36 protein-coding genes are annotated in these 24511 nt (G+C 60.8%); 6 read left to right on the top strand and 30 right to left on the bottom strand.

The window, feature by feature from the left end:
* Positions 1-24: 24 nt before the first annotated feature.
* The 6 genes from odhB to GRI69_RS12445 all read left to right on the top strand — a co-directional run bounded on the left by odhB (position 25) and on the right by GRI69_RS12445 (position 5989).
* On the top strand, positions 25-1293 hold the full coding sequence (odhB, locus tag GRI69_RS12420; protein ID WP_160728604.1) for a 2-oxoglutarate dehydrogenase complex dihydrolipoyllysine-residue succinyltransferase: 1269 nt from the start codon (positions 25-27) through the stop codon (positions 1291-1293).
* Positions 1294-1313: 20 nt separating this feature from the next.
* Complete coding sequence (locus GRI69_RS12425) at positions 1314-1649, top strand: hypothetical protein (protein ID WP_160728605.1); 336 nt, start codon at positions 1314-1316, stop codon at positions 1647-1649.
* On the top strand, positions 1642-3060 hold the full coding sequence (gene lpdA, locus GRI69_RS12430; protein WP_160728606.1) for a dihydrolipoyl dehydrogenase: 1419 nt from the start codon (positions 1642-1644) through the stop codon (positions 3058-3060). Before GRI69_RS12425 ends, lpdA begins: the two co-directional genes overlap by 8 nt.
* 216 nt (positions 3061-3276) lie before the next feature.
* Positions 3277-4608 carry an amidase family protein gene (locus tag GRI69_RS12435; protein WP_160728607.1) on the top strand — a complete coding sequence of 444 codons (1332 nt, stop codon included), beginning with the start codon at positions 3277-3279 and terminating at the stop codon, positions 4606-4608.
* Between the two features lie 44 nt (positions 4609-4652).
* Entirely contained in the window at positions 4653-5357 is a 705-nt protein-coding gene (locus GRI69_RS12440) for a PepSY domain-containing protein (protein WP_160728608.1), read from the top strand.
* Positions 5354-5989 (top strand): TRIC cation channel family protein, encoded by a 636-nt coding sequence (locus GRI69_RS12445; protein ID WP_160728609.1) that lies wholly within the window; start codon positions 5354-5356, stop codon positions 5987-5989. Before GRI69_RS12440 ends, GRI69_RS12445 begins: the two co-directional genes overlap by 4 nt.
* On the opposite strand, the gene GRI69_RS12450 is transcribed toward GRI69_RS12445, so the two are convergent.
* The 30 genes from GRI69_RS12450 to rplC form a co-directional block, all read right to left on the bottom strand.
* Positions 5986-6783 carry a hypothetical protein gene (locus tag GRI69_RS12450; RefSeq protein WP_160728610.1) on the bottom strand — a complete coding sequence of 266 codons (798 nt, stop codon included), beginning with the start codon at positions 6781-6783 and terminating at the stop codon, positions 5986-5988. The genes GRI69_RS12445 and GRI69_RS12450 overlap by 4 nt on opposite strands.
* Before the next feature lie 148 nt (positions 6784-6931).
* Positions 6932-7528, bottom strand: a complete 597-nt coding sequence (locus GRI69_RS12455) for a hypothetical protein (protein ID WP_160728611.1) — start codon at positions 7526-7528, stop codon at positions 6932-6934.
* 310 nt (positions 7529-7838) lie between these two features.
* On the bottom strand, positions 7839-8258 hold the full coding sequence (gene rplQ, locus GRI69_RS12460; protein WP_160728612.1) for a 50S ribosomal protein L17: 420 nt from the start codon (positions 8256-8258) through the stop codon (positions 7839-7841).
* Between the two features lie 90 nt (positions 8259-8348).
* A complete protein-coding gene (locus GRI69_RS12465) occupies positions 8349-9404 on the bottom strand; it encodes a DNA-directed RNA polymerase subunit alpha (protein WP_160728613.1) in 1056 nt (351 codons plus the stop codon).
* A 108-nt stretch (positions 9405-9512) separates the two neighbouring features.
* Positions 9513-9902 carry a 30S ribosomal protein S11 gene (gene rpsK, locus GRI69_RS12470; protein ID WP_006831904.1) on the bottom strand — a complete coding sequence of 130 codons (390 nt, stop codon included), beginning with the start codon at positions 9900-9902 and terminating at the stop codon, positions 9513-9515.
* 55 nt (positions 9903-9957) lie between these two features.
* Positions 9958-10326, bottom strand: coding sequence for a 30S ribosomal protein S13 (rpsM, locus tag GRI69_RS12475; protein WP_160728614.1), 369 nt, complete (start codon positions 10324-10326; stop codon positions 9958-9960).
* 281 nt (positions 10327-10607) lie between these two features.
* Positions 10608-11966 carry an NADP-specific glutamate dehydrogenase gene (gdhA, locus tag GRI69_RS12480; protein WP_160728615.1) on the bottom strand — a complete coding sequence of 453 codons (1359 nt, stop codon included), beginning with the start codon at positions 11964-11966 and terminating at the stop codon, positions 10608-10610.
* A 140-nt stretch (positions 11967-12106) separates the two neighbouring features.
* Positions 12107-12679, bottom strand: coding sequence for an SRPBCC domain-containing protein (locus tag GRI69_RS12485; RefSeq protein ID WP_160728616.1), 573 nt, complete (start codon positions 12677-12679; stop codon positions 12107-12109).
* A 53-nt stretch (positions 12680-12732) separates the two neighbouring features.
* Complete coding sequence (locus GRI69_RS12490) at positions 12733-13377, bottom strand: adenylate kinase (protein WP_160728617.1); 645 nt, start codon at positions 13375-13377, stop codon at positions 12733-12735.
* Positions 13378-13409: 32 nt separating this feature from the next.
* Positions 13410-14774, bottom strand: a complete 1365-nt coding sequence (gene secY / locus GRI69_RS12495; RefSeq protein WP_160728618.1) for a preprotein translocase subunit SecY — start codon at positions 14772-14774, stop codon at positions 13410-13412.
* Between the two features lie 104 nt (positions 14775-14878).
* Positions 14879-15403 carry a 50S ribosomal protein L15 gene (gene rplO, locus GRI69_RS12500; RefSeq protein ID WP_160728619.1) on the bottom strand — a complete coding sequence of 175 codons (525 nt, stop codon included), beginning with the start codon at positions 15401-15403 and terminating at the stop codon, positions 14879-14881.
* 95 nt (positions 15404-15498) lie between these two features.
* Positions 15499-15687: a 50S ribosomal protein L30 gene (rpmD, locus tag GRI69_RS12505; protein WP_160728620.1), complete on the bottom strand. Its 189-nt coding sequence runs from the start codon at positions 15685-15687 to the stop codon at positions 15499-15501.
* Between the two features lie 5 nt (positions 15688-15692).
* Positions 15693-16550, bottom strand: a complete 858-nt coding sequence (rpsE, locus tag GRI69_RS12510) for a 30S ribosomal protein S5 (protein WP_202392012.1) — start codon at positions 16548-16550, stop codon at positions 15693-15695.
* Positions 16550-16894: a 50S ribosomal protein L18 gene (gene rplR / locus GRI69_RS12515; protein ID WP_160728621.1), complete on the bottom strand. Its 345-nt coding sequence runs from the start codon at positions 16892-16894 to the stop codon at positions 16550-16552. The genes rpsE and rplR overlap by 1 nt, the downstream gene beginning before the upstream one ends.
* Position 16895: 1 nt before the next feature.
* Complete coding sequence (gene rplF, locus GRI69_RS12520) at positions 16896-17429, bottom strand: 50S ribosomal protein L6 (RefSeq protein WP_160728622.1); 534 nt, start codon at positions 17427-17429, stop codon at positions 16896-16898.
* On the bottom strand, positions 17429-17824 hold the full coding sequence (gene rpsH / locus GRI69_RS12525; protein WP_160728623.1) for a 30S ribosomal protein S8: 396 nt from the start codon (positions 17822-17824) through the stop codon (positions 17429-17431). The genes rplF and rpsH overlap by 1 nt, the downstream gene beginning before the upstream one ends.
* 11 nt (positions 17825-17835) lie before the next feature.
* Positions 17836-18141, bottom strand: a complete 306-nt coding sequence (gene rpsN, locus GRI69_RS12530) for a 30S ribosomal protein S14 (protein WP_160728624.1) — start codon at positions 18139-18141, stop codon at positions 17836-17838.
* 41 nt (positions 18142-18182) lie between these two features.
* Positions 18183-18761 (bottom strand): 50S ribosomal protein L5, encoded by a 579-nt coding sequence (rplE, locus tag GRI69_RS12535; RefSeq protein ID WP_160728625.1) that lies wholly within the window; start codon positions 18759-18761, stop codon positions 18183-18185.
* Positions 18754-19074 carry a 50S ribosomal protein L24 gene (gene rplX / locus GRI69_RS12540; protein ID WP_160728626.1) on the bottom strand — a complete coding sequence of 107 codons (321 nt, stop codon included), beginning with the start codon at positions 19072-19074 and terminating at the stop codon, positions 18754-18756. The genes rplE and rplX overlap by 8 nt, the downstream gene beginning before the upstream one ends.
* Entirely contained in the window at positions 19074-19442 is a 369-nt protein-coding gene (gene rplN, locus GRI69_RS12545; RefSeq protein WP_138615862.1) for a 50S ribosomal protein L14, read from the bottom strand. The genes rplX and rplN overlap by 1 nt, the downstream gene beginning before the upstream one ends.
* A 56-nt stretch (positions 19443-19498) precedes the next feature.
* Positions 19499-19789: a 30S ribosomal protein S17 gene (gene rpsQ, locus GRI69_RS12550; protein WP_160728627.1), complete on the bottom strand. Its 291-nt coding sequence runs from the start codon at positions 19787-19789 to the stop codon at positions 19499-19501.
* A gap of 10 nt (positions 19790-19799) precedes the next feature.
* The gene (gene rpmC / locus GRI69_RS12555) at positions 19800-20009 is read right to left on the bottom strand and encodes a 50S ribosomal protein L29 (RefSeq protein ID WP_160728628.1); all 210 of its coding nucleotides are present in this window, start codon (positions 20007-20009) and stop codon (positions 19800-19802) included.
* Complete coding sequence (gene rplP / locus GRI69_RS12560) at positions 20009-20443, bottom strand: 50S ribosomal protein L16 (protein WP_040963569.1); 435 nt, start codon at positions 20441-20443, stop codon at positions 20009-20011. The genes rpmC and rplP overlap by 1 nt, the downstream gene beginning before the upstream one ends.
* Positions 20444-20464: 21 nt before the next feature.
* Positions 20465-21160 (bottom strand): 30S ribosomal protein S3, encoded by a 696-nt coding sequence (rpsC, locus tag GRI69_RS12565; RefSeq protein WP_160728629.1) that lies wholly within the window; start codon positions 21158-21160, stop codon positions 20465-20467.
* 1 nt (position 21161) lies between these two features.
* Positions 21162-21539: a 50S ribosomal protein L22 gene (gene rplV, locus GRI69_RS12570; RefSeq protein WP_160728630.1), complete on the bottom strand. Its 378-nt coding sequence runs from the start codon at positions 21537-21539 to the stop codon at positions 21162-21164.
* The gene (gene rpsS, locus GRI69_RS12575) at positions 21539-21814 is read right to left on the bottom strand and encodes a 30S ribosomal protein S19 (RefSeq protein ID WP_160728631.1); all 276 of its coding nucleotides are present in this window, start codon (positions 21812-21814) and stop codon (positions 21539-21541) included. The genes rplV and rpsS overlap by 1 nt, the downstream gene beginning before the upstream one ends.
* A 6-nt stretch (positions 21815-21820) precedes the next feature.
* A complete protein-coding gene (gene rplB / locus GRI69_RS12580; protein WP_160728632.1) occupies positions 21821-22657 on the bottom strand; it encodes a 50S ribosomal protein L2 in 837 nt (278 codons plus the stop codon).
* A complete protein-coding gene (locus GRI69_RS12585; RefSeq protein WP_160728633.1) occupies positions 22657-22977 on the bottom strand; it encodes a 50S ribosomal protein L23 in 321 nt (106 codons plus the stop codon). Before GRI69_RS12585 ends, rplB begins: the two co-directional genes overlap by 1 nt.
* Positions 22970-23593, bottom strand: a complete 624-nt coding sequence (gene rplD, locus GRI69_RS12590; protein WP_160728634.1) for a 50S ribosomal protein L4 — start codon at positions 23591-23593, stop codon at positions 22970-22972. Before rplD ends, GRI69_RS12585 begins: the two co-directional genes overlap by 8 nt.
* 2 nt (positions 23594-23595) lie before the next feature.
* Positions 23596-24453 carry a 50S ribosomal protein L3 gene (gene rplC, locus GRI69_RS12595; RefSeq protein ID WP_160728635.1) on the bottom strand — a complete coding sequence of 286 codons (858 nt, stop codon included), beginning with the start codon at positions 24451-24453 and terminating at the stop codon, positions 23596-23598.
* Positions 24454-24511 lie beyond the last annotated feature (58 nt).

The following is a 24511-nucleotide window of genomic DNA, read 5'->3' on the forward strand; positions in this document are numbered from 1 at the left end:
AGGCCTGAAGAGGAAACCGAATACATGGCCACCGAAATCAAAGTCCCCACGCTCGGCGAGAGCGTTACCGAAGCCACCATCGGCGAATTGCTGAAGAGCGTCGGCGACAGCGTGGCAGTGGATGAGCCGATCGTCAGCCTCGAAACCGACAAGGTGGCCGTGGAGGCCCCCTCGCCGGTCGCCGGGGTGATCAAGGAATTCAAGGTTGCCGTGGGCGACACGGTCGAAGTCGGCGCAGTGCTCGCCATCGTCGAGGAAGGCGCGGCGGCAGCCAAATCTTCGGACGAACCCAAGGCAGAGGCAAAAGCACCGGACGCAGGTGTCGAAAAGGCTGCTCCGGCTCAGGCGAAGGAAGCGACGACCGCCAAGGAAACGGCCACATCCGACAGTTCGCAAACGCTTTCGCCGGCGGTCCGCCGCGCAGTGCTCGAACACGGGGTCGACCCCTCGACCATCAAGGGCACCGGCAGAGATGGCCGCCTGACGAAGGAAGATGTGATCGCCGCCGCTCAGTCGAAAAAGGATGGGGCGAAAGGCGACACCCCCGCCCCCGCTCCGGCCTCCTCCGCACCGGCCGCTGCCGCAACCGGCGAGCGCCGCGAGGAACGCGTCAAGATGACGCGCATGCGCCAGACGATCGCGAAGCGGCTCAAGGGTGCGCAGGACAATGCCGCGCTGCTCACCACCTTCAACGACTGCGACATGAGCGCGGTCATCGAAGCGCGTGAGAAATACAAGGACCTCTTCGCCAAGAAGCACGACATCAAGCTCGGCTTCATGGGCTTCTTCGCCAAGGCCGCATGTCTGGCGCTGAAAGACGTCCCCTCCGTCAACGCCTATATCGAAGGCGACGAGATCGTCTATCACGACTATGTCGACATCTCGGTCGCCGTGTCGGCTCCCAACGGCCTCGTCGTCCCGGTTATCCGCGATGCTCAGGACAAGGGCTTCGCGCGGATCGAGAAGGACATCGCCGACTTCGGCAAGCGCGCCAAGGACGGCACGCTGACGATGGATGACATGAAGGGCGGTACCTTCACCATTTCCAATGGCGGCGTGTTCGGCAGCCTGATGTCGACCCCGATCATCAACCCGCCGCAGAGCGCGGTCCTCGGCCTCCACCGCATCGAAGACCGTCCGGTCGTCGTCGATGGCGAGATCGTCATCCGCCCGATGATGTATATCGCCCTGTCCTACGACCACCGCCTGATCGACGGCCGCGAAGCGGTTACTGCGCTGAAGATCATCAAGGAAGCGATCGAGGATCCGACCCGGATGCTGATCGACCTGTGATGCTCCAAAAAGGAACCGAAATGTTGAAACGCGCTACCCTGATAATCGCTGCGGCAACTGCCCTCGCGGGCTGTGACGCTGCGACCCAGATCGCGGGTGAAGCCGTCGAAGGCGAAGTTCGCAACGCGGTTGCCGCGCAGTGCGAGCAGATTTCGGAAAATGCCGGTATCGTTTCGGGCCGCGTGTCCGAAGTGTGCCAATGCAGCGCGGACACCTTCGTTTCCGATCCCGACCTCACCATGGAAGACGTGAGCCGCGAGCGGATCGAAGGCATCGTGAACGATTGTGCCGAAAGCACGAGTGCCCAGCCCGGCACGTCCAGTGAAACTACGCCAGCGGAGGAAATCGGTGGCTGATCAGAATTACGGCTACGACGTCCTTGTCATCGGCTCCGGCCCCGGCGGCTATGTTGCCGCGATCCGCGCTGCACAGCTGGGCCTGAAGACCGCCTGCGCCGAAAGCCGCGAGACGCTGGGCGGAACCTGCCTCAACGTGGGCTGCATCCCGTCGAAGGCGATGCTCCATGCGTCCGAGTTCTTCGACGCCGCGTCGAACGGTACGATGGCCGACATGGGCATCGAGGTCGCGCCCAAGCTGAACCTCGACAAGATGCACGACCAGCGCCGCGATGCGGTGAAGGGCCTTACCGGCGGCATCGAGTTCCTGTTCAAGAAGAACAAGGTCGACTGGAAGAAGGGCCATGCCACCTTCCAGGATGCGCACACCGTCAAGGTGGGTGACGAAACGGTCACCGCCAAGGATGTGATCATCGCGACCGGTTCCTCGGTCACCCCGCTTCCGGGTGTCGAAGTCGATAACGAAAAGCAGATCGTGGTCGATTCCACCGGCGCGCTCGAACTTGCCTCCGTCCCGAAGAAGATGGTCGTCATCGGCGGCGGCGTGATCGGGCTCGAACTCGGTTCGGTCTGGCGCCGCCTTGGTTCCGAAGTGATCGTTGTCGAATATCTCGACAAGCTGCTGCCCGGCATGGACGACGACGTCCGCAAGGAAGCCGCCAAGATCTTCAAGAAACAGGGCATGGAACTGCGCCTGTCGACCAAGGTCACCGGCTGCACCGTCAAGGGCAAGAAGGCCACCCTCACACTCGAACCCGCCGCTGGCGGCGACAGCGAGGAACTGGAAGCCGATTGCGTGCTGGTCTCGATCGGCCGCCGTCCCAATACCGACGGTCTCGGCCTCGAGGCGATCGGCCTTGAAACCAACAAGCGCGGCCAGATCGAAACCGATCACGATTTCCGCACCAAGGTCGATGGCGTGTGGGCCATCGGCGACGTCGTCCCCGGCCCGATGCTGGCGCACAAGGCCGAAGACGAAGGCATCGCCTGCGCAGAAAACGTGGCCGGACAGACCGGAATCGTGAACCACGATATCATTCCGGGCGTGGTATACACTTGGCCCGAATTCGCCGGTGTCGGCCTGACCACGGAAGAAGCCATCGAAAAAATGGGCGGTGACAAGGCCAAGGTGAAGGTCGGCAAGTTCCCGATGATGGCCAACAGCCGCGCCAAGACCAATCACGAGCCCGACGGTTTCGTGAAGGTCATTGCCGAAGCCGAAACCGACCGCGTTCTCGGCGTATGGGCGATTGCCAGCGTTGCTGGAACGATGATCGCGCAGGCCGCACAGGCAATGGAATTCGGCGCCACCAGCGAGGATATTGCCTACACCTGTCACGCCCACCCGACCCATTCGGAAGCTATCAAGGAAGCGGCGATGGCAGTCCAGGGCAAGCCGATCCACATCTGATCGGTCGGCGGTCAAGAGGTTCAGGGACAGCGAACGGTTCCCTTCGCGTCAGCCTCCCTGTAATCGCAGAAGGGGTGTCCTACCGCGTCGGTCGGCGCTATTCCCATTGCTGATAGCGCTTTCAGCGTGGGGGATGACTATTTTGGCTCTGGACAGTGTAACACCCGGTCCATGTCTCCCCGAATCGGGGCGAGAAAGTCGGGAGGAAACATGGGCATGAACTTTCCAGTGCTGACCAACCAGCCCGGAGCCCTGGAAGCTGCAGCGATGGTCGCGCGCGGGGATATTTCCCCGCTCGAGGCGGTGGACGGCGCGATTGCGCGGATCGAACAGCTCGATGCGCACATCAATGCTGTCGTCGTATGCGATTTCGATCGCGCACGAGACACTGCCACGGCGATGACCCGCGAAGGCGCTGGCAAGGACCAGCCCCTTTTCGGCGTGCCCATGACCATCAAGGAAAGCTTTGATATCGCGGGACTCCCAACCTGCTGGGGTCACGAGGAATACGCCCGCAATATCGCCAGCACCGATGCTCGCGTCGTGCGGCTGCTCAAGCAGGCAGGCGTCATTTTCCTGGGCAAGACCAATGTCCCGCCCGACCTTGCCGACTGGCAGTCCGCCAACCCTGTCTATGGCCGGACGCACAACCCCCACGATCACGAACGTTCTCCCGGCGGGTCATCCGGCGGATCGGCGGCTGCCGTGGCCAGCGGAATGGTGCCCTGCGAATTCGGTACCGATATCGGCGGGTCCGTGCGCGTTCCGGCTCATTTCTGCGGCATATGGGGTCACAAGACGAGTTGGGGCCTGATCAGCAAGCAAGGCCACGAACATCCCCTGGCCGGGCGCGGCGCGCATGACGGCGCGCTGTCGATTGCGGGGCCGCTGGCACGCAGCGCCGCCGATCTCGCTGCACTCCTCCGCATCACCGCCAGCCTCCCGCTGTCCAAGCGCGAAAAGCCGCTCAAATCCTGCCGCGTTCTCGTGATCGCGGATCACCCGTCCTGTCCTACCGACAGCGCGGTTCGAACGCTGATCCAACAGGCCGCCGCCGCCCTGGAATCTGCCGGAGTCAAAGTGGATCGATCGAGCGACCTCATTCCCGATCTCGACCGGCAGCAAGGCGATTACATGCGCATGCTCAATATCGCGATGGCGCGCGGCGCTCCGGCGAAGGATGGCAAGCGAGCCAGCGCGACCGACTGGTTCGACCTTCTCGATAAGCAAGCCCGCAACGAACTGGCATGGGAGCGCGTGTACGAGGACTATGACTTCGTCCTCGCGCCGCCTGCCCCTGTCCTCGCAGTACCGAACACCAAGACGCGCGTGTTCGACGGGACGATCGAGATTGATGGCCGGGAAGTTCCCGGCGCAGCGGGCCTCTGCTGGGCGGGTCTCGCAACCTTCCCCAACCTGCCATCGACGGTCCTGCCGATCGGGGAAAGCGGCGGCCTGCCCTGCGGTATGCAGGTGATCGGCCCGCGCTGGTCAGACCTTTCATGCATCCAGGCCGCGGAAGAGATCGGCCGGGTCTTGCACTCCTGATCGCAGATCGCCAAACCTGCGCGCCGACGACGGGAGCGAATTGAATGGCAAATCAGCGCATGATGCAGCGCTATGCAAAATGGCACATCTGGCTTGGCTGGCTGGTCGGGGTTCCGGTCCTGATGTGGACGGTCACCGGCTTGGTGATGGTGATCAAGCCGATCGAGGAAGTGCGCGGCAACCATTTGCGCAAGGAGGTGGCGGAAACCGCCCTTCCCCGCGATACGAATATAGCGGTTTCGCTGCCTGCCGAGAGCACCGAACCAGTCCGTTCGGTAACGACTCTGGTCGAACGGGGCGAAACGGTGACGCGCATCACCTACATAGACGGCACCAGCGAACGCTTTCGCGCGAACGGGGCAAAAATGGCGCCGCTTTCGGAGATCGAGGCGCGCATGATCGTCGAGGAAGGCATCGTGGGGGGTGACGAGGTGGTCGGCACTGCTCGATACGCAGCCGAAGACGTTCCCTTCGACTTCCGCAGGCCGATACCCGTGTGGCAGGTCGCGCTGGCCGATGGAACGCATGTCTATGTCGGCACGGAGACCGGCGCGATCGAAGCGGTACGAACCGAATGGTGGCGCACCTTCGACTTCATGTGGGGCCTGCACATAATGGACCTGGAAACGCGTGAGGATACCAGCCACCCGATCCTGATCGTCTTCGCGCTGCTGTCGGTCCTCGGTGCATTGCTCGGCTGCGTGCTCATGTTCCGGCGGCGCAAGGCAAAACCGCAGGCTCCAGAGTGAACGAGGAAATCCTCACCCCGGTTCTGGACTGGCTCGATCTCGCCGGCGTGGCGATCTTCGCGCTCACGGGCGCATTGGTGGCGACCAAGGAACGGCAGACATTCGTGACGCTGGCCTTCTTTGCGCTCGTTACAGGTGTGGGTGGAGGAACGGTGCGCGACCTGCTGATCGGTGCGCCGGTCTTCTGGATTACGGACCCTTGGGTAGCCGCGATCTGTCTGGGCGTCGCGCTATTCGCCTGGTTCACGCCGACGCGCTGGTGGGAAGGAAAGTTCCTGTCCATCGCCGACGGTGCCGGGCTGGCAGCCTACGCGGTCCTGGGTACGGCCAAGGCCCTGCAATATGGCGTTCCGCCCATCCCGAGCGTGCTGATGGGCGTGATCACCGGAACCGTCGGCGGAATGCTCCGCGATGTGCTCGCGGGCCGTCCGTCGATACTGATGCGCCCGGAACTCTACGTGACCGCGGCCGCGCTTTCGGCCAGCCTGACGGTCGCTGGCACTCTGGCCGGTATCATGAACTGGTGGACGTGGATCGCGGCTGCGCTTGCAGGGTTCGCCCTTCGGCTCGCCGCGATCCTGTTGAACTTAGCCCTGCCCGCCTATGACGAGCGAGGGCAAAAAGCCGATTAGGCGCCGACGCCCGGATAGCCGGTGCCGATTTCGAGATCGCCTTCGAGTTCGTCATCCGCCGCTGCGGGGCCGCCGGGATAGGAAGGCTCCGACGGAACTGGAGTTGCCATCGCTTCGCCTTCTACGCGGCTCCATTCGGAGGCGTAGCGATCGTCTTCCCACTGTCCGTCGTCTTCATCGCGGTCATCCGCTTCGTAGGCGCGATCATCGCCCCGGTACTCCGCGCCCTCGTAATCATCCTCATAGTCAGGCTCGCCGTATTCGTAGCCTGCACCACCGCCGCTGAAATCGATGCGGTCAATTCTGCCGCTCTCGTCGATGGAACAGCTGAAGCGGTCGCCGTTGAATATCGTGCCTTCGACCATCCATCCGCGCGCCGTGCGATCCGCGCGCTCGACAGTTTCGATGCGGCGTTCCCGCTCCACGGCGTCGACGCACATCTGGACCGCGCGATCGATGCCGCTCTCTTCGTCCCACTGCGCATCGCGACGGTAGTCGCGCTCGCGGTCGCGCCGGTCATCGCGCGTGGCAGCTTTGGCCACCTGCGCAATCGCGCCGACGATGAGCACGCCTGCGATCACGTCCCCCAGTCCGGGTCCGCGACGATAACGATAGCGATGATAGCGGCGATGTTCGGCAGTCTGCGAGGCTTCCACATCGAGCACCGGAACGGCCGAGGCATGTGCGGGCAGTGACGGCGATACTGGCAATTCTGCAGCGTGAGCCGGTACGATGGTAAGAGAAAGCGCTGCAAACATGGCTGGCGCGGCGGCGAGGTTCTTCAATTGCGGCATGACCGATCCCTGTTGAATGCACCCCCACCTGGCACGATTCGTCTAACGATGTCCGGTTCATGCGCGCGAAAGGCTTTAGCGCGGCTGAACCGCATAAAAAAGCGGCCCGGACAATGAAGCCCGGGCCGTAGTATGATTGGAAGCGGTTTTAGCGAAGTCCGCGAATGCCGCTGTAGTCGACATTGCTTACCCGACCACGCTCGATGTAGCAGGTGAACTTCCCGCTATCGCGGTCATTCCAGCGCTGGTAGCGATTATTCCGGTCCCTATAGCCATTGCGATCGTAGCGGCCGCCGCGGTAGTTGCCGTCGACCACGATACGGCCCTTGACCTTCCAGCCATAGCGGGTGTCATCCACGTCACGGATTTCAGTGACCTGAGCGTAGCGATAGCCGTATCGGCCCGCATCCTGCTTCGCAGCGGCTACGCACCGGTTGACCGCAGCACGCGGATTGCCGCGATAGCGATAGGCGTCACGCCGATAGTCTCGCCCATTATTGTAATAGCGTCCATCGCGGTAATAACGTCCGTCGCGATAATGATCACGATCCTTGCTGGCGGAGTTGGCAATGGCGGCAATACCACCGATGATTACAGCGCCTGCGATTACCTCGCCGACGGAAATTCCATCGTCGTCATCATCATAGCCCTGGGCCATTGCGGGAGTGGCCCCAGCAAGCGCCATGGCACCGACGGTAGCGGTTGCGATCCCACCCTTCGCAAAGTTCTTAAAATAGTTGGTCACGTGAGGTTCTCCTCATCTCTACCGGGGCGGGATTGCCTCGGTTGATTGAGGTTTTAGGTGATTCGCAATGAGACGAGGCTGAATCACCATTGCAGCAGCTGTTCATAATGTGCAGCATTTTTCTGAATACTGATTGGTCATTGATTCTAACAGGTTACGTGCAAACGGAGTGATATCCTCGCGATCACCGTCATCACATTGGGGATCCCTGTCGTGAGCTACCGCACTGCTTATGGCGAATTCCAAGCCGTGCAAACAAAAGGGCCGGAGGATTTCTCCCCCGGCCCCGCTTGTCTCGATGTGAAATCGCTTACGCGTCTTCCATTTCCTCTTCGGCCATCACTGGTCCGCTGTCCTGTCCCTTTGCGTCCACGTCACGGTCGACGAATTCGATCACGGCCATGGCAGCAGCGTCGCTGCCGCGGTAGCCGGCCTTGATGACGCGGGTGTAGCCGCCTTCACGGTCCGAATAACGGTCTGCCAGAATGTCGAACAGCTTCTTGAGCTGCGTTTCGTCGCCCAGCTTGCTCATCGCAAGGCGGCGGTTCGAAAGGCCGCCGCGCTTTGCCAACGTTATCAGCTTTTCGATGTAGGGACGCAGTTCCTTGGCCTTCGCCTGCGTGGTGAGGATCTGTTCGTGCTTGATGAGCGCAGCGCTCATATTCCGGAACAGGGCTTTACGGTGGCCGGTCTTGCGCTGCAGCTTGCGGCCAGAGATCTTATGACGCATTTCAACTTTCCTTCGTTCGTAGGGGGCCCGTTCTAGGTAGCCCGATACGGGCCGGATTAAGGGGTCCGGCCCAATCCCCGATGCAAGGTCTTAGCCCAGCAGCTCCTGTTCGAGCTTCTTAGCCATTTCCTCGATGTTCTCGGGCGGCCAGCCCGGGATGTCCATGCCGAGGCGCAGACCCATCGAGCTCAGGACTTCCTTGATCTCGTTGAGCGACTTGCGGCCGAAGTTCGGCGTACGGAGCATCTCGGCCTCGGTCTTCTGGACCAGGTCGCCGATGTAGATGATGTTGTCGTTCTTGAGGCAGTTGGCCGAACGCACCGACAGTTCCAATTCGTCGACCTTCTTGAGAAGGTAACGGTTGAGCTGGTTCGTGTCGCTTTCCTGCGGCTCGGCAGCCTGACCGATCATACCACTGGTCGGCTGCGGGATGCCGTCTTCGAAGTGTACGAACAGCGTCAACTGGTCCTGAAGAATGCGCGCAGCGTAGGCCACGGCGTCTTCCGGAGTGACGGTGCCGTCGGTTTCGATGGTCAGCGAGAGCTTGTCGTAATCGAGTTCCTGCCCGACGCGGGCGTTGTCGACCTTGTAGCTCACCTGACGAACTGGCGAATACAGGCTGTCGACCGGAATGAGACCGATCGGTGCATCGACCGGACGGTTCATCACGGCGGGGCTGTAACCCTTCCCGGTGTCGGCCGTCAGCTCCATGTTGAGCGTCGCGCCTTCGTCGAGGTGACAGATCACGAGATCCTTGTTCATCACTTCGATATCGCCGGTCACGGCAATATCGCCAGCCTTCACTTCGCCTGGACCAGTGACCGAAAGCTGAAGGCGCTTCATGCCTTCGCCTTCCATCTTGAGTGCGATCTGCTTCACGTTCAGAACGATATCGGTGACGTCCTCGCGCACGCCGGCGAGCGAGGAAAATTCATGCAGCACGTTCTCGATCTTGATCGAGGTTATGGCTGCGCCCTGGAGCGAGGACAGGAGCACGCGGCGAAGCGCGTTGCCGAGCGTGAGGCCGAAGCCGCGCTCAAGCGGCTCGGCCACGAAGGTCGCCTTGCGAGCCTTGTCGCCACCGTCCTTGATGTCGAGGGTGTTGGGTTTCTTGAGTTCCTGCCAGTTCTTGATGTTGACGGACATGGATTTCCCCTGGTGTGGATGCGGGCAGGACCGGAGCTCTCATTCGAGCGTCCGGTCCGTGGAAAGTGTCGGTGGCTCAGCGGATCCGAGCCACCAGGCAGGTACGGATCAGACGCGGCGACGCTTGGAAGGACGAACCCCGTTGTGCGGGATCGGCGTCACGTCGCGGATCGAAGTGATGGTAAAGCCCACTGCCGCAAGACCGCGCAGTGCGCTCTCACGGCCCGAACCGGGGCCCTTCACTTCGACTTCGAGGGTACGCACACCGTGTTCGGCAGCCTTGCGGCCCGCGTCGTCGGCGGCAACCTGTGCTGCATAGGGAGTCGACTTGCGGCTGCCCTTGAAGCCCATCATGCCTGCACTGGACCAGCTGATCGCATTGCCCTGTGCATCGGTGATGGTGATCATCGTGTTGTTGAAGCTGGCGTTGATGTGCGCAACACCGCTTGAAATATTCTTTTTGTCGCGGCGCCTAACGCGGCCGGGTTCGCGTGCCATGATGTGTATTCCTCTATATTCTCAAGAAGGGAAAAGCGTTCGGACGAACCGAAGCCTACTTCTTCTTGCCGGCGATCGGCTTGGCCTTACCCTTACGGGTGCGGGCGTTGGTGTGGGTGCGCTGGCCGCGAACGGGCAGGCCGGAACGATGACGAAGGCCACGATAGGAACGCAGGTCCATCAGGCGCTTGATGTTCATCGCGGTATTGCGACGAAGGTCGCCCTCGACCATATGCTCTGCGTCGATCGTCTCACGAACGCGCAGGATTTCCTCGTCGGAAAGGTCCTGGACACGCGATGCGTGATCTATGCCAAGCTTGTCGGCGATCTCCACAGCCTTGGTCCGGCCGATACCGTGAATATAGGTGAGCGCGATGATAACGCGCTTGTTGGTGGGGATGTTTACCCCGGCAATACGAGCCACTTAAATCTCCATGCTCCACAGGGTCCTTTTAAGCGGGACCCTATCTCAACGCTTTGTTTTCATTGACATCAACGGACGCCGGTAGCGCAAAAAGCCCGGATGGCGTGCACAATGGCTATCGCCTGCCGGACTCACCGAAAGTGTCGAATGAATGGCGCGCTTAGTAGGATTCGCTTAACAGGTCAACCGCCAGCGCGCGCCATCACGCAAGACCGCCGATATGGGCAGCCAGCGCAAGGTTTCAACCCTGTGTAGCAAGTCGCTGAGCGCCCGTCAAAAACCTACATCACACCAAAGGCGAGCATCGCGTCGGCGACTTTCTTGAAACCGGCGATGTTGGCACCTCGCACGTAATCCACATAGTCGCCGTTTTCACCGTGTTCCACGCACTTTTCGTGAATGCCCTCCATCAACTCGGTCAGCATCTCGCCGAGCCGTTCATGGTTCCAACTGATACGCTCCGCATTCTGGCTCATTTCGAGACCTGATACCGCAACACCTCCGGCATTGGCAGCCTTTCCGGGCCCGTACAGTATCTGGGCATCGTGGAAAACCCGCACACCCTCCAGAGTGGTGGGCATATTGGCACCTTCGGAAACAGCGATGCAGCCATCCTTTACCAACGCCTTGGCATCCTCCTCGTCCAGTTCGTTCTGAGTCGCGCATGGCAAAGCAACGTCGCATTTCACATTCCAGGGGCGACTATCGCCGTGGAACGTGGCCCCTGTGAAATGGTCGGCATACTCGCTGATGCGGCCGCGCCTCTCGTTCTTGAGACGCTTGACCCAATCAATTTTCTCCTGATCGATCCCATCGGGATCGTGAATGAAGCCGTCGCTGTCCGATAACCTGACGACCTTGGCGCCAAGCTGGAGAAGTTTCTCCGCCGCGTGGATTGCGACATTCCCAGAACCCGAAAGCACGGCAGTCTTCCCTTCCACGTGCTGACCGGAATACTTCAGCATGTCGCGAAGGAAGTAGACGGCTCCGTAGCCGGTCGCCTCTGGCCGCATCTTGGAGCCGCCATATTCGGTTCCCTTGCCAGTGAGCACACCTTCCCAACGGTTGGTGATGCGCTTGTACTGCCCAAACATGTAGCCAATTTCCCGGGAGCCCACCCCGATGTCACCTGCAGGCACATCCGTATCTGGCCCGATATGACGATAAAGTTCGGTCATGAAGGCCTGGCAGAAGCGCATGACCTCGCTGTCGCTCTTTCCCTTGGGATTAAAGTCGGCTCCACCCTTCCCGCCACCCATCGGCAAGCCCGTCAGAGAATTCTTGAATGTCTGCTCGAAGGCGAGGAACTTCAACACGCTCTCGTTGACGCTCGAATGAAAGCGGATGCCGCCTTTGTAGGGACCGATCGCGTTGTTGTTCTGGACCCGCCATCCGCGCTGCACGCGGATATTGTGATTGTCGTCTTCCCAGCAGACCCGGAACGACACGACCCGGTCGGGCTCGGCGATGCGGCGCAGTATCTGCGCTTCGTGATACTCTTCCTTGTCCTCGATGAACTCGAAGACATCCTGTGCGACCTCATGGACCGCCTGGATAAACTCGTTCTGGCCTGGATTGCGCTTTCTTACGCCTTCCATGAAAGTCGGAAGATCCACATGTCTGTCGTAGACGGATGCCATGCCGCGCCTCACTGCTTGTCCCGGATGGCCGGGAGTTCCTGCGACCGAGTCTCGATGCGATGGCTGGTTGCGGTCCAGCCCTTCAACCCGTAGCCTGCACTCCCACAATCTATGCCGATGAACGCGGTTCCGCTTTAGACCTAACTGTCGTCCCTCGAGGACGCATTGCCTGGAAGAGTTCCAAGCAGGTCGCTCAGCCCGCGCAATTGCTGGCTCATGACCCCATCGACCGCTTTGGAAATTGCGTCGATCTCAAAACCCATTTGGCCGCCGACATTGTATTCCCATGTCACCTTGGTGCCGCCTTCGATTTCCTCCAGCGAAATAGTGAGTACGCCCGTCGCGGGAACGGCCTGGAGCGGACCCAGGCCTCCCCGCAAGCGAAGCGCCTTGTCGGGGATCGCCTGAACAACGACAGCATGTCGTGCGCTACCGTCGAGCGGGATATCTCCCTCTCCCGGTATGGCTTCGCAGAAGCAGCCGCCCGCACTGGGGACCAGCGACAGATTGGCGGCATCGCCCGACCATGTGTGGTCGTCGTTCCACCAGTCGGCCGGTTTGATGAGCGCAAGCCAGACTTGCCGCGGCGTGGCTGCGAGGGTGGCCACGTCCCTTGTGACGAAGCCCTGCTCGCTCACAGCCTCGACATCGGCCATGCTAGGTGTAGCCAGCCCAAGCGCCGCGGCGCCAACCAGACTTGCAAATGCCCTCATAAACCCCTCCTTCGCCGGAGGTGTCTATGGAACCGTGCTCGTTTTGAAAAGCGTCAAGCGAGAATTGTGTCGATGGCGTGCGTAACGTCATCAATGGCGCCCATGCCGTCGATGCGCTTCACGATGCCTCGCTTTTCGTACCCCGGAAGGATGGGCGCCGTTTCGTTGCGATAGACCGACATGCGGTGACGCACCGTTTCTTCATTATCGTCAGGACGCCGCTTGAATTCCGTTGCGCCGCATTCGTCGCACACGCCCTCAACCTTCGGCTGCTTGAACATATCGTGATAACCCGTGCCGCAATTCGCGCAGCTAAAGCGTCCGGTGATGCGCTCGACCAAGGCATCCTCGTCGACCTCGAGCTCGATGACATGGTCGAGGCTGCGGCCATGTCTGGCGAGAATTGCATCGAGTTGTTCGGCCTGTGCCGCCGTGCGCGGATAGCCATCGAAGATAGCGCCGATTTCCGGGCCCATGTCCATGAGCTTGGCATCGATCATCGCGGAAACGATGTCGTCTGAGACGAGACCACCCGAATCCATGATATCGGCAACCTTTCGGCCCAACTCCGTGTCGGCCTTGCGCGTTTCGCGAAGCATATCGCCGGTCGACAGCTGCATCATGCCGTGATGCTCGACCAGGCGATGCGCCTGCGTGCCCTTGCCCGCGCCCGGAGGGCCAAGAAGAATGATGTCCATCGAGAGAGGTCCCCTTCCTCGAGTAACCTGCCTTAACGCAGGCGGCCCTTCAGTTTGGCCTTCTTGATGAGATCGCCATACTGGTGTGCCAGCAGGTGCGATTGGATCTGGCTGATCGTATCGACCGTGACGTTCACGACGATCAGCAGGCTCGTGCCGCCAAGAAACAGCGGAACGCCGGTCTGAGCAATCATATACTCGGGCACAACGCAAACGAATGTCAGGTAGATCGCGCCGATCACGGTGATGCGAGTAAGGACGTAGTCGAGATATTCCTCGGTCCGCTTGCCTGGACGGATGCCCGGGACGAAGCCGCCATTCTTCTTCAGGTTCTCGGCCGTCTCCTCCGGGTTGAAGACAACCGCGGTGTAGAAGAAGCAGAAGAAGATGATTCCGACCGCATAGAGGGTCATGTAGAGCGGCTGGCCGTGCTGGAGGTACTGCAGAACCGTCTGCAACGCTCCACCGGTGGTACTTTCGGTATCCAGCGAATTACCCGCGAACTGTGTGATCGTAAGCGGCAGCAGCAACAGCGAGCTGGCAAAGATCGGTGGAATCACGCCGGCGGTGTTGAGCTTGAGTGGCAAGTGCGAACGATCCGCCTGCATCATGCCGCGCTGCGTTGCGCGCTTCGGATACTGGACCAGCAAGCGACGCTGGGCGCGCTCGAAGAAACTGATCAGCAGGATCAGGCCCACGACCATCACGATGAAACCGAGCAGAATACCCGTCGCGATTGAGCCTTCGCTGTAGCCCGACGCCATGTTCGAGACGAAAGTCGGGAACTGGGCGACGATGCCGGCCATGATGATGAGCGATACGCCGTTACCGATTCCGCGACTGGTGATCTGCTCACCGAGCCACAAAAGGAACATGGTTCCGCCAACCAGGCTGATCACCGCTCCGACACGAAACATGTAGCCTGGATCAACCACCGCGGCGATACCGCTGGATGCGCCGTAGCTTTCGAGCCCTGCGGCGAGGAACCAGCCCTGGATAGTACAGAGAAAAACGGTGCCGTAGCGTGTGTATTGGTTAAGCTTCTGCCGCCCGACAGTGCCTTCCTTCTTCATCGCGGCGAGAGTCGGGTGCAGAGCAGAGGCCATCTGCACGACGATCGAAGCGGTGATGTAGGGCATGACGCCGAGCGCGATGAGGCTCATGCGTTCGAGGCTGCCGCCGGTGAACATGTTGAACATGTCGAGCACGCCGCCCCGGGTCTGGTCGGCGAGTTGGTTCAATGCACTGGCATTGATTCCCGGCAGCGGCACGAAGCTCAGGAAACGGAAGACGATAAGCGCACCGATGGTGAACCAGATGCGGTTCTTCAGCTCCGTGGCCTTGGAGAAATTGGCGAGGCTTATGTTGCTCGCGAAACTATCGGCGCGTGATGCCATTGGTCGTCTTCGATCCTAGCTTGTCGCCGGCCCGTCCCGGCGTAGACCGGACAGATAGGGAGCAGGACGACGAATGTCGAACCCTGCTCCCCGATTTCCATCAATTATTTGGACTTCTTGGCCTTGTTGGCTGCGGTCCGCTTGGCCTTCTTCTCGGCTTCGCTTTCGCCGCGATCGATCACTTCGACCGAACCGCCAGCCTTTTCAACCGCCTCGATGGCCCCCTTGGAAGCGCCGTCGACGATGAATTTCGCCTTGGTCTTGAGTTCACCCTTGCCTAGCAGGCGGACGCCGTCCTTACCACCGCGAGCGAGGCCAGCGGCCTTCAGCGCAGCGTGGTCGATGTCCTTCTTGGCATCGAGCTTCTTCGCGTCGATGAACTTCTGGACCATGCCCAGATTCACTTCAGCATAATCCTTGCCAAACGGGTTGTTGAAGCCGCGCTTCGGCAGGCGCATGTGGAGCGGCATCTGGCCGCCTTCGAAGCCCTTAATGGCGACGCCCGAGCGTGCCTTCTGGCCCTTCTGGCCACGTCCACCGGTCTTGCCCTTGCCCGAACCGATGCCTCGGCCGACGCGGATGCGCTCCTTGCGGGCACCGGGATTGTCGCGGATGTCGTTCAGTTTCATAGTGTGCACTCGCTTTCGCTTTTGTTCGCGCTGTAAAATGGAAGCGGCCCGCTATCGCAGCAGGCCGCCCCCGTCAAATTGTAATCACCGAAGACTTAGTCTTCGACGATCGCCACCAGATGCGGCACCTTGGCGACTGCGCCGCGCACCTCGGGGGTGTCCTGGCGTTCGACGATCTTGTGCATCTTGTTGAGGCCAAGACCGATCAGGATCTTGCGCTGGCTTTCGGGCCGGCGGATTGGCGAACCAATCTGCTTGAGCTTGATGCTCTTGTTCTTCGCCATCTCAATTACTCCGCGATAGCGGCGGCGTCGGCTTCAGCCTCTGCCTCCGAAGCGCCACCACGGCCAAGCAGGTCTGCGACCTTCTTGCCGCGACGCTGAGAAACCGACTTCGGCGAAGTCTGTTCGGTCAGCGCGTCGAACGTGGCGCGGATCATATTGTAGGGGTTCGAAGTGCCGACCGACTTGGTCACCACGTCGGCAACGCCGAGGCTTTCGAACACGGCACGCATCGGACCACCGGCGATGATACCGGTACCCGGAGGCGCAGTACGCAGGGTAACCTTGCCAGCACCGAAGCGACCGTTGCCGTCGTGATGGAGAGTCCGGCCCTCCTTCAGCGGAACGCGGATCATGCTCTTGCGAGCAGCAGCCGAAGCCTTCTGGATGGCTTCCGGCACTTCGCGCGCCTTGCCCTTGCCGAAGCCGACCCGGCCCGATCCGTCACCCACAACCACGAGAGCAGCAAAACCGAAGCGCTTACCGCCCTTCACCGTCTTGCTGACGCGGTTGATGTGGACGAGCTTCTCGATGATGCCGTCGTCTTCTTCCTCGCGGCGGTTGCCACGACGATTGTCGCGACCACCGCCACCACGGCCACGGCCACCGTCACGGTTGCCACCGCGACCGCCACCGCCACCACGGCCACCACGCTCGCGCGGCTGGCCTTCGGCGCCCTGTGCGGGGTCCTGGTTGGCAGCTGCTTCCGAAGGAGTGTCGGCGATCGCCGGTTCTTCCTTGGTCACGGCATGCTCGGTCTCGGCTTCCGCCACACCGGCATCGGCTTTAGCCTTCGCCACTTCAGGAGTTTCAGCCACGGCGTTTTCCGCCTCGGCGTTTTCGTTTTTGTTGTCGTCAGCCATCATCAGAACTCCAGCCCGCCTTCACGGGCGGCGTCGGCCAGCGCCTTGACGCGGCCATGGAACAGGAAGCCGCCGCGGTCGAACACCACGGTGGTCACGCCGGCCTTCTTGGCGGCAGCAGCGATATCGGTGCCGACCTGCTTGGCCGCATCGACATTCGCTCCCGAGCTCTTCGCACCCAGCGTCGAAGCTGCGGCAACAGTCTTGCCTGCAGCATCGTCGATGATCTGTGCGTAGATGTGCTTGCCGGTGCGGTGCACCGACAGACGGGGCCTGCCACCGGCACGATTGCGAAGCGCAGTGCGGACGCGGCGACGGCGACGTTCGAAAAGAGAAAGCTTTGCCATCTTACTTCTTCTTCCCTTCCTTGCGGAAGATATACTCGCCGCGATACTTGATACCCTTGCCCTTGTAGGGTTCGGGCTTGCGCCAGCTGCGGACATTTGCCGCGAACTGGCCCACGGCCTGCTTGTCGATACCGCTGATTTCAACGGTCGTCTGGTCCGGGGTCTTCACCTCGATACCTTCCGGAACGTCGAGATCGACGTCGTGCGAATAGCCGAGCTGAAGCTTGAGCTTCTTGCCCTGAGCCTGTGCACGATAACCGACACCCGTGATTTCCAGTACCTTGGTGAAACCTTCGGTAACACCTTCGACCAGGTTCGAGACCAGCGTGCGCTGCATACCCCAGTGGTTGCGGGCGGCGCGGGTATCGTTAGCCGGGGTGACGGCGATTTCGTCGTTCTCGAGCTTGTAGGTCACGAGTTCGGAAAGGCCCATCGAAAGGGTGCCCTTGGGACCCTTCACCGACAGCTTGTCGCCTTCGATATTGGCAGTGACCCCGCTTGGGATCGCCACCGGACGTTTGCCGATGCGGCTCATCAGAACACCTCCGCCAGCACTTCGCCGCCGACGTTTTCGGTGCGGGCTTCCGCATCGGAAAGCACACCCTTCGGCGTCGAGACGATGGTGATGCCGAGGCCGTTGCGCACTACGGGGAGTTCTTTCGAACCCGCATAGACGCGGCGGCCGGGCTTGGAGACACGGGCAACATGCTTGATCGCAGGTTCGCCCTCGAAATACTTCAGTTCAATCCGCAGCGCGGGGTGCTTGCCCGAAGCGTCTTCGCTGTAGCCACGGATGTAGCCTTCGCGCTGGAGCACTTCGAGAACGTTTGCACGCAGCTTGGAAGCCGGCGAAAGGACACTGTCCTTCTTCGCCTGCTGGCCGTTGCGGATACGGGTGAGCATGTCACCCAGGGGATCGGTCATAGCCATCTGTCAGTACCTCACCAGCTCGACTTGGTCAGGCCTGGAATCAGGCCCTTGTTGCCGAGGTCGCGCAGTTCGATGCGGTTGAGGCCGAACTTGCGGTAGTAGCCGCGCGGGCGGCCGGTGGTGGCGCAGCGATTGCGCACGCGTGTGGGATTAGCGTTGCGGGGCAGCTCGGCCATCTTGAGGCGCGCCATCAGACGTTCGCCTTCATCGAGGCTCTCGTCGTCGGCGATAGCCTTAAGCTTCGCGTACTTTTCCGCATACTGCTTGACGAGCTTCTTACGACGCTCGTTCTTGTTGATCGAACTCAGTTTCGCCATTGGACTTAAGTTCCTTCCTTATCCTGCGATCCGGGGGCGGCTCACGCCGCCTCCTTCTCTTCCGACTTTTCAGCCGGGAACGGGAAACCGAAGAGACGCAGAAGTTCGCGTGCTTCCTCGTCGGTCTTTGCCGTGGTGGTTACGATGATATCCATGCCCCGAACCTTCTCGATTTGATCGTAGGAGATTTCGGGGAAGATGATCTGCTCTTTAAGTCCCATTGCGTAATTGCCGCGACCGTCGAACGACTTGGCATTTAGGCCACGAAAGTCACGGATGCGGGGCATTGCAATGGTCACGAGGCGGTCGAGAAATTCGTACATGCGCTCGCGGCGAAGGGTTACCTTCGCACCGATGGGCATGCCTTCACGCAGCTTGAACTGCGCGATCGATTTCTTGGCCTTGGTGATAACCGGCTTCTGACCGGCAATCTTGGCCATTTCTTCCGCAGCGGTCTGGACCTTCTTCTTGTCCTGGCTGGCTTCACCCACACCCATGTTGAGCGTGATCTTTTCCAGCTTCGGAACTTCGAGACGGTTCTTGTAACCGAACTTTTCGGTCATTGCCTTGACGATCTCGTCGTCGAAGCGCTGCTTCATACGGGGGGCGTAATCAGCCATCGATGGTCTCCCCACTCTTCACGGCAACGCGCACCTTCTTACCGTCCTTTTCTTCGAAACGGACGCGGGTGGGCTTGCCATCCTTGGGATCGGCAACAGCAACCTTGCTGATCGACATCGGCGCCTCGAAACGGTCGATGCCGCCCTGCGGGTTCTGCTGGGTCGGCTTGCGGTGACGTGCAGCGATGTTGACGCCTTCGACGACGACCTTGCCTTCTTTCGGCATGACCTTCGCGACGGTGCCGGACTTGCCCTTGTCCTTGCCAGACAGGACTACGACGCTGTCACCCTTTTTGATCTTAGCGGAAGCCATTACAGCACCTCCGGAGCAAGCGAGATGATCTTCATGAACCCGCGGCCGCGAAGTTCGCGCACCACCGGGCCAAAGATCCGGGTGCCGATCGGTTCTTCGTTCTTGTTGACGAGAACAGCGGCATTGCTGTCGAAGCGGATTACGCTGCCATCCGGGCGGCGCACGTCCTTCCTCGTACGCACGATGACGGCGCGATGGACATCGCCCTTCTTCACCTTCGTGCGTGGCTGGGCTTCCTTGACGGAAACCACGATCACGTCGCCGACGGACGCGGTGCGGCGCTTCGAACCGCCCAGTACCTTGATGCACTGGACGCGCTTGGCGCCGCTGTTGTCCGCGACGTCGAGATTGGATTGCATCTGGATCATCGATCCCGTTCCTTCTCAATTGGCTTGCCGGAACCAGTCCGGCAGTTCCTAAAACGTCAGTTGCTTGCGGCTTCGACTTCGAGGTTAGCCTCGACAGCCTGGGTTCCGCCCGCCGTCACCCGATCCTTGACCATCCAGGTCTTGGTTTTCGAGATCGGCTTGGTTTCTTCGATGCGCACGACGTCGCCGAGCTGGTACTCGTTCTTCTCATCATGGGCGTGGTACTTCTTCGAGCGACGGATGATCTTCCCGTAGAGAGGGTGCTTCACCTTACGCTCTACGAGCACGGTCACGGTCTTGTCGGTCTTGTCGGAGGTGACGGTCCCGATCAGGATACGCTTGGGCATGGTCTACTCCTTACGCCTTGGCTGCCGCTGTGCGGGCGCGTTCGCCCTGCAGCGTCTTGATCTTGGCGATCGAACGACGGACTTCGCGGATGCGAGCCGGAGCTTCGAGCTGGTTGGTGGCAGCCTGGAAGCGAAGGTTGAACTGCTCGCGCTTGAGGCTGGTCAGTTCTTCGTCCAGCTGGTCATCGCTCTTCTGGCGCAGATCTTCGATCTTGCTCATTATTCGCCTCCGAGGTGCGAGGTGTCGCCCAGACGGGCAACGACCTTGGTCTTGACCGGCAGCTTCATGGCTGCACGGCTGAACGCTTCGGCAGCCAGCGGGCCGGCAACGCCGTCAAGTTCGAACAGGATGCGGCCCGGCTTCACGCGAGCTGCCCAGTACTCGACCGAACCCTTGCCCTTACCCTGACGGACTTCGGCAGGCTTCTTGGAAACCGGCACGTCGGGGAAGACGCGGATCCAGAGACGACCCTGGCGCTTGATGTGACGCGTGATCGCACGGCGAGCCGCTTCGATCTGGCGTGCGGTGATACGCTCGGGTTCGAGGGCCTTCAGGCCGTACGAGCCGAAATTGAGCGTGGTGCCGCCCTTGGCGTTGCCATGGATCTTGCCCTTGAACGCCTTGCGGTACTTGGTTTTCTTCGGTTGCAGCATGGTTCTTTCCTATACCTGCAATCAGCGAGCCGGACGGACGCCGGAGGTCTGCGATTCCATCATCAGACGATCCTGCGCGGTCGGGTCATGGCCGAGAATCTCACCCTTGAAGACCCACACCTTGATGCCGATGATGCCATATGCGGTCAGCGCTTCGGCTTCGGCATAGTCGATGTTGGCGCGAAGCGTATGAAGCGGAACGCGGCCTTCGCGATACTGTTCTACGCGGGCGATTTCCGCACCGCCGAGACGGCCGCCACACATGATCTTGATGCCTTCGGCACCAAGGCGCATGGCCGACTGCATGGCGCGCTTCATCGCACGGCGGAAAGCCACACGGCGGATCAGCTGATCGGCAATGCCTTGAGCGACAAGCTTCGCATCGACTTCCGGCTTGCGGATTTCGACGATGTTCAGCTTCACTTCGCTTGCAGTCATCTTCGACAGCTTGGTGCGCAGCTTTTCGATGTCCGCACCTTTCTTGCCGATGATGACGCCGGGACGCGCTGCATAAATCGAGATGCGGCACAGCTTGGCCGGACGCTCAATCACGACTTTCGAAATCGCTGCCTGAGCGGCGTTCTCCATGATGAACTTACGGATCTCGATGTCTTCGGACAGCAACTTGGCGTAGTCACGCCCTTCGGCGTACCAACGGCTGTCCCAGGTGCGGTTGATCTGCAGGCGCAGACCGATCGGATTGCTTTTATGGCCCATCTTACGCCTCCTCCTGCTCGCGGACGACGATACGAAGGCGGCTGAACGGCTTCAGGATGCGCGTCGACTTGCCGCGACCACGGGTGTGGAAGCGCTTCATCGTAATCGACTTGCCCACCGAAGCCTCTGCAACGACCAGCGCGTCGACATCGAGGTTGTGGTTGTTTTCCGCGTTGGCGATCGCCGAAGCGAGAACCTTCGTGGCATCCTTAGCCATCGACTTCTTCGAGAAGGCGAGGATGTTGAGGGCCTCTTCGGCCTTCTTGCCGCGGATGAGCTCGGCAACGAGGTTCAGCTTCTGCGCGGAACCACGGATGGTGGTGCCTACGGCCAGAGCCTCGTTGTCGGCAACGCGACGGGGTGCTTTCTGCTTGCTCATCAGCGCTTACCCTTCTTGTCGGCAGCGTGACCCGGGAAAGTGCGCGTGGGTGCGAACTCGCCGAGCTTGTGACCAACCATCTCTTCAGAGACGGAGACCGGGATGAACTTGTGGCCGTTGTACACGTTAAACGTGAGACCGACGAACTGGGGCAGGATGGTGCTGCGGCGCGACCAGGTCTTGATCGGCTTGGTGCTATTTGCGTCCTGCGCCTCTTCTGCCTTCTTAAGAAGGCTGAGTTCGACGAACGGACCTTTCCAGACGGAACGAGCCATGTCGGATTACCTCTTCTTCTTCGCGTGGCGCGAACGGATGATCATCTTGTCCGTCTGCTTGTTCTTGCGAGTACGGGCGCCCTTGGTCGGCTTGCCCCACGGAGTGACCGGATGACGACCGCCCGAGGTCCGGCCTTCACCACCACCATGCGGGTGGTCGACCGGGTTCTTGGCGACACCGCGGGTCAGCGGCTTGATACCCATCCAGCGACGACGACCGGCCTTGCCCAGGTTCTGGTTCTGGTTGTCCGGATTCGATACGGCACCGACGGTACCCATGCAGTCGGCACGCAGATAACGCTGCTCGCCGCTGTTGAGACGCACGATGACCATGCCGCGGTCGCGACCGACCAGCTGAACGTAGGCACCTGCCGAACGGGCGATCTGGCCACCCTTGCCCGGCTTCATCTCAACGTTGTGGCAGATAGTGCCGACCGGCATCTGACCGAGCAACATCGCGTTGCCGGGCTTCGTGTCGGTCTTCTCCGACGCGACAACCTTGTCGCCGACAGCGAGACGCTGCGGAGCGAGAATGTAGGCCATCTCACCGTCTTCGTACTTCACCAGGGCGATGAAGGCGGTGCGGTTGGGATCGTATTCGATCCGATCCACGGTACCCTCTACGTCCCACTTGCGACGCTTGAAGTCGATGAAGCGGTACTTCTGCTTGTGACCGCCGCCGATGCCACGCGAGGTGACATGGCCCTTGTTGTTCCGGCCACCGGTCTTGCGCTTGCCTTCCGTGAGCGACTTGACGGGCTTGCCTTTGTACAGGCCCGACTTGTCGACAAGGATGAGGCCGCGGCGCGCGGGGCTCGTCGGTTTGTAATTCTTGAGTGCCATCAGCCTACACCTTCCGTGATGTCGATCATCGAACCCTCAGCGAGAGTGACGATCGCCTTCTTCACGTCGTTGCGCTTGTAGGGCTTGCCCCGCCAGCGCTTGGTCTTGCCCTTCACGTTGATCGTGTTCACCGCGACGACCTTGGCCTTCTGCTCGGCGTAAATCGCCTCGACAGCCTCCTTGATCTGCGGCTTGGTCGCATCGCCTGCGACCTTGAACACCACCGCATTGTACTCCGAAGCCATGGTCGACTTTTCGGTGATGTGCGGAGCGAGGATCACGTCGTAGTGACGCGCTTCGATTGCCTGCTTCTTAGCCATTGAAACGGCCCTCCAGCTTCTCGACCGCATCCTTCGTGAGGACCAGCGTGTCGTGCTTCAGGATGTCGTAGACGTTAGCACCCATCGCCGGCAGGACGTTGACGCCCGGCAGGTTTCCGGCAGCCTTCTTGAAGCCGTCATTCACGCTTTCGCCGTCGATGATCAGGACCTTGCCGGCCCAGCCATTCTTGTCGAACACGCCCTTGAGCGCCTTGGTCTTGGCATCCTTGAGCTCGAGGCTGTCGACGACGATGAGGCCGTCCTTCGCCTTGCTCGAAAGAGCCATCTTCAGGCCGAGCGCACGGATCTTCTTGTTAAGCGACTGCTCGAAGTCACGCTTGCGCGCACCATGAGCCTTACCACCGCCGATGAAGATCGGGGCGCCGCGATCGCCGTGACGAGCGCCGCCCGACCCCTTCTGGCGGCCGAACTTCTTGCCGGTGCGGGCAACGTCCGAACGCTCACGCGTGGGGCGTGCGGTTCCGCGACGGTTCTCGAGCTGCCATGTCACAACGCGGTGCAGGATGTCGGCGCGCGGCTCGACGCCGAACACATCGTCGTTCAGCTCGATATCGCCCGACGCCTTACCGTCGATTTTCTGGACCTTGACCTTCACGATCAGGACTCCTTGCTTTCACCGTCGGCAGCGCCGTCGGTGGTGGTTTCGGCGTCCGCACCCGATTCCTGCTGCTGCATCAACTTTTCCTGCTGCTCAGCGGAGACTTCGGTGCTGACTTCGTGCTCGGCTGCACTTTCGACGAGACCGGCATCAGCTTCCTGGTGCTCGAACTCTTCGCGATTGCGGTACATTACGCCTGGGAACGGGAGATCGTCCGGCATGGCAACCTTCACGGCATCACGAACCATCAGCCAGCCATTCTTCGCGCCCGGGACGGAACCCTTGACGAAGAGCAGGCCGCGATCGGCATCGGTGCGCACGATCTCGAGGTTCTGCTGCGTACGCTGGCGGTCACCCATGTGACCGGCCATCTTCTTGCCCTTGAACACGCGGCCCGGGTCCTGACGGTTACCCGTCGAACCATGCGAGCGGTGCGAGATCGAGACACCGTGGGTGGCGCGCAAACCGCCGAAGCCCCAGCGCTTCATAGCGCCAGCAAAGCCCTTGCCCTGGGTGTGGCCGGTGATGTCCACCTTCTGGCCAGCGACGAAATGTTCGGCGGAAATGCGGGCACCGACGGGAAGGAGACCTTCCTCGCTGTCCACGCGGAATTCCGCGACCTTCATCTTCAGCGGAACCTCGGCCTTGGCAAACGCTTCGCGCTGCGGCTTGTTCACGTTTTTCTGCTTCGCTTCGCCCGAACCGACCTGAAGGCCATAATAGCCGTCGCGGTCCTCCGTGCGATGTGCGGTAACCTGACAATCTTCCAGCGAAAGAACGGTCACGGGTACGTGCCGTCCGTCCTCCTGGAAGAGGCGGGTCATCCCGACTTTCTTTGCGATCACGCCTGTGCGCATCGTCAAAACTCCTCAACAGAGGCACCCAAGGGCCCATCCCCAGGGTGCTTGCCAGCCC

Origin of the sequence: Qipengyuania vulgaris (assembly GCF_009827325.1) — a bacterium.
In the GTDB taxonomy this organism is placed as follows: domain Bacteria; phylum Pseudomonadota; class Alphaproteobacteria; order Sphingomonadales; family Sphingomonadaceae; genus Qipengyuania; species Qipengyuania vulgaris.

Bases quoted from the DNA above. Each gene is read 5' to 3' on its own strand.
- rpsE (WP_202392012.1), bottom strand. From the start codon at position 16,550: ATGATGGCTGACGACAACAAAAACGAAAACGCCGAGGCGGAAAACGCC.
- rpsK (WP_006831904.1), bottom strand. From the start codon at position 9,902: ATGGCACGCGAACCCGGCCGCGTTAGGCGCCGCGACAAAAAGAATATT.
- rplQ (WP_160728612.1), bottom strand. From the start codon at position 8,258: ATGCGTCATAAGATCTCTGGCCGCAAGCTGCAGCGCAAGACCGGCCAC.
- rpmD (WP_160728620.1), bottom strand. From the start codon at position 15,687: ATGGCGAAGAACAAGAGCATCAAGCTCAAGCAGATTGGTTCGCCAATC.
- rpsH (WP_160728623.1), bottom strand. From the start codon at position 17,824: ATGGCTATGACCGATCCCCTGGGTGACATGCTCACCCGTATCCGCAAC.
- rpsS (WP_160728631.1), bottom strand. From the start codon at position 21,814: ATGGCTCGTTCCGTCTGGAAAGGTCCGTTCGTCGAACTCAGCCTTCTT.
- odhB (WP_160728604.1), top strand. From the start codon at position 25: ATGGCCACCGAAATCAAAGTCCCCACGCTCGGCGAGAGCGTTACCGAA.
- GRI69_RS12450 (WP_160728610.1), bottom strand. From the start codon at position 6,783: ATGCCGCAATTGAAGAACCTCGCCGCCGCGCCAGCCATGTTTGCAGCG.
- GRI69_RS12465 (WP_160728613.1), bottom strand. From the start codon at position 9,404: ATGTCCGTCAACATCAAGAACTGGCAGGAACTCAAGAAACCCAACACC.
- GRI69_RS12425 (WP_160728605.1), top strand. From the start codon at position 1,314: ATGTTGAAACGCGCTACCCTGATAATCGCTGCGGCAACTGCCCTCGCG.
- GRI69_RS12485 (WP_160728616.1), bottom strand. From the start codon at position 12,679: ATGAGGGCATTTGCAAGTCTGGTTGGCGCCGCGGCGCTTGGGCTGGCT.
- GRI69_RS12435 (WP_160728607.1), top strand. From the start codon at position 3,277: ATGAACTTTCCAGTGCTGACCAACCAGCCCGGAGCCCTGGAAGCTGCA.
- rplR (WP_160728621.1), bottom strand. From the start codon at position 16,894: ATGGCAAAGCTTTCTCTTTTCGAACGTCGCCGTCGCCGCGTCCGCACT.
- rplF (WP_160728622.1), bottom strand. From the start codon at position 17,429: ATGAGCCGCATCGGCAAACGTCCGGTGGCGATCCCAAGCGGGGTCACT.
- rplX (WP_160728626.1), bottom strand. From the start codon at position 19,074: ATGGCTTCCGCTAAGATCAAAAAGGGTGACAGCGTCGTAGTCCTGTCT.
- rplN (WP_138615862.1), bottom strand. From the start codon at position 19,442: ATGATCCAGATGCAATCCAATCTCGACGTCGCGGACAACAGCGGCGCC.
- rpsN (WP_160728624.1), bottom strand. From the start codon at position 18,141: ATGGCGAAACTGAGTTCGATCAACAAGAACGAGCGTCGTAAGAAGCTC.
- rplB (WP_160728632.1), bottom strand. From the start codon at position 22,657: ATGGCACTCAAGAATTACAAACCGACGAGCCCCGCGCGCCGCGGCCTC.
- GRI69_RS12585 (WP_160728633.1), bottom strand. From the start codon at position 22,977: ATGGCTAAGAAGCAGGCAATCGAAGCGCGTCACTACGACGTGATCCTC.
- secY (WP_160728618.1), bottom strand. From the start codon at position 14,774: ATGGCATCACGCGCCGATAGTTTCGCGAGCAACATAAGCCTCGCCAAT.
- gdhA (WP_160728615.1), bottom strand. From the start codon at position 11,966: ATGGCATCCGTCTACGACAGACATGTGGATCTTCCGACTTTCATGGAA.
- GRI69_RS12440 (WP_160728608.1), top strand. From the start codon at position 4,653: ATGGCAAATCAGCGCATGATGCAGCGCTATGCAAAATGGCACATCTGG.
- rplV (WP_160728630.1), bottom strand. From the start codon at position 21,539: ATGAGCAAGCAGAAAGCACCCCGTCGCGTTGCCGACAACGAGGCTCTG.
- rpsC (WP_160728629.1), bottom strand. From the start codon at position 21,160: ATGGGCCATAAAAGCAATCCGATCGGTCTGCGCCTGCAGATCAACCGC.
- rpsQ (WP_160728627.1), bottom strand. From the start codon at position 19,789: ATGCCCAAGCGTATCCTGATCGGGACCGTCACCTCCGACAAGACCGAC.
- GRI69_RS12490 (WP_160728617.1), bottom strand. From the start codon at position 13,377: ATGGACATCATTCTTCTTGGCCCTCCGGGCGCGGGCAAGGGCACGCAG.
- rplP (WP_040963569.1), bottom strand. From the start codon at position 20,443: ATGCTGCAACCGAAGAAAACCAAGTACCGCAAGGCGTTCAAGGGCAAG.
- rplC (WP_160728635.1), bottom strand. From the start codon at position 24,453: ATGCGCACAGGCGTGATCGCAAAGAAAGTCGGGATGACCCGCCTCTTC.
- rpmC (WP_160728628.1), bottom strand. From the start codon at position 20,009: ATGAGCAAGATCGAAGATCTGCGCCAGAAGAGCGATGACCAGCTGGAC.
- rplE (WP_160728625.1), bottom strand. From the start codon at position 18,761: ATGGCTGATTACGCCCCCCGTATGAAGCAGCGCTTCGACGACGAGATC.
- rplO (WP_160728619.1), bottom strand. From the start codon at position 15,403: ATGAAACTGAACGACATCCGCGACAATCCCGGTGCCCGCAAGGAGCGC.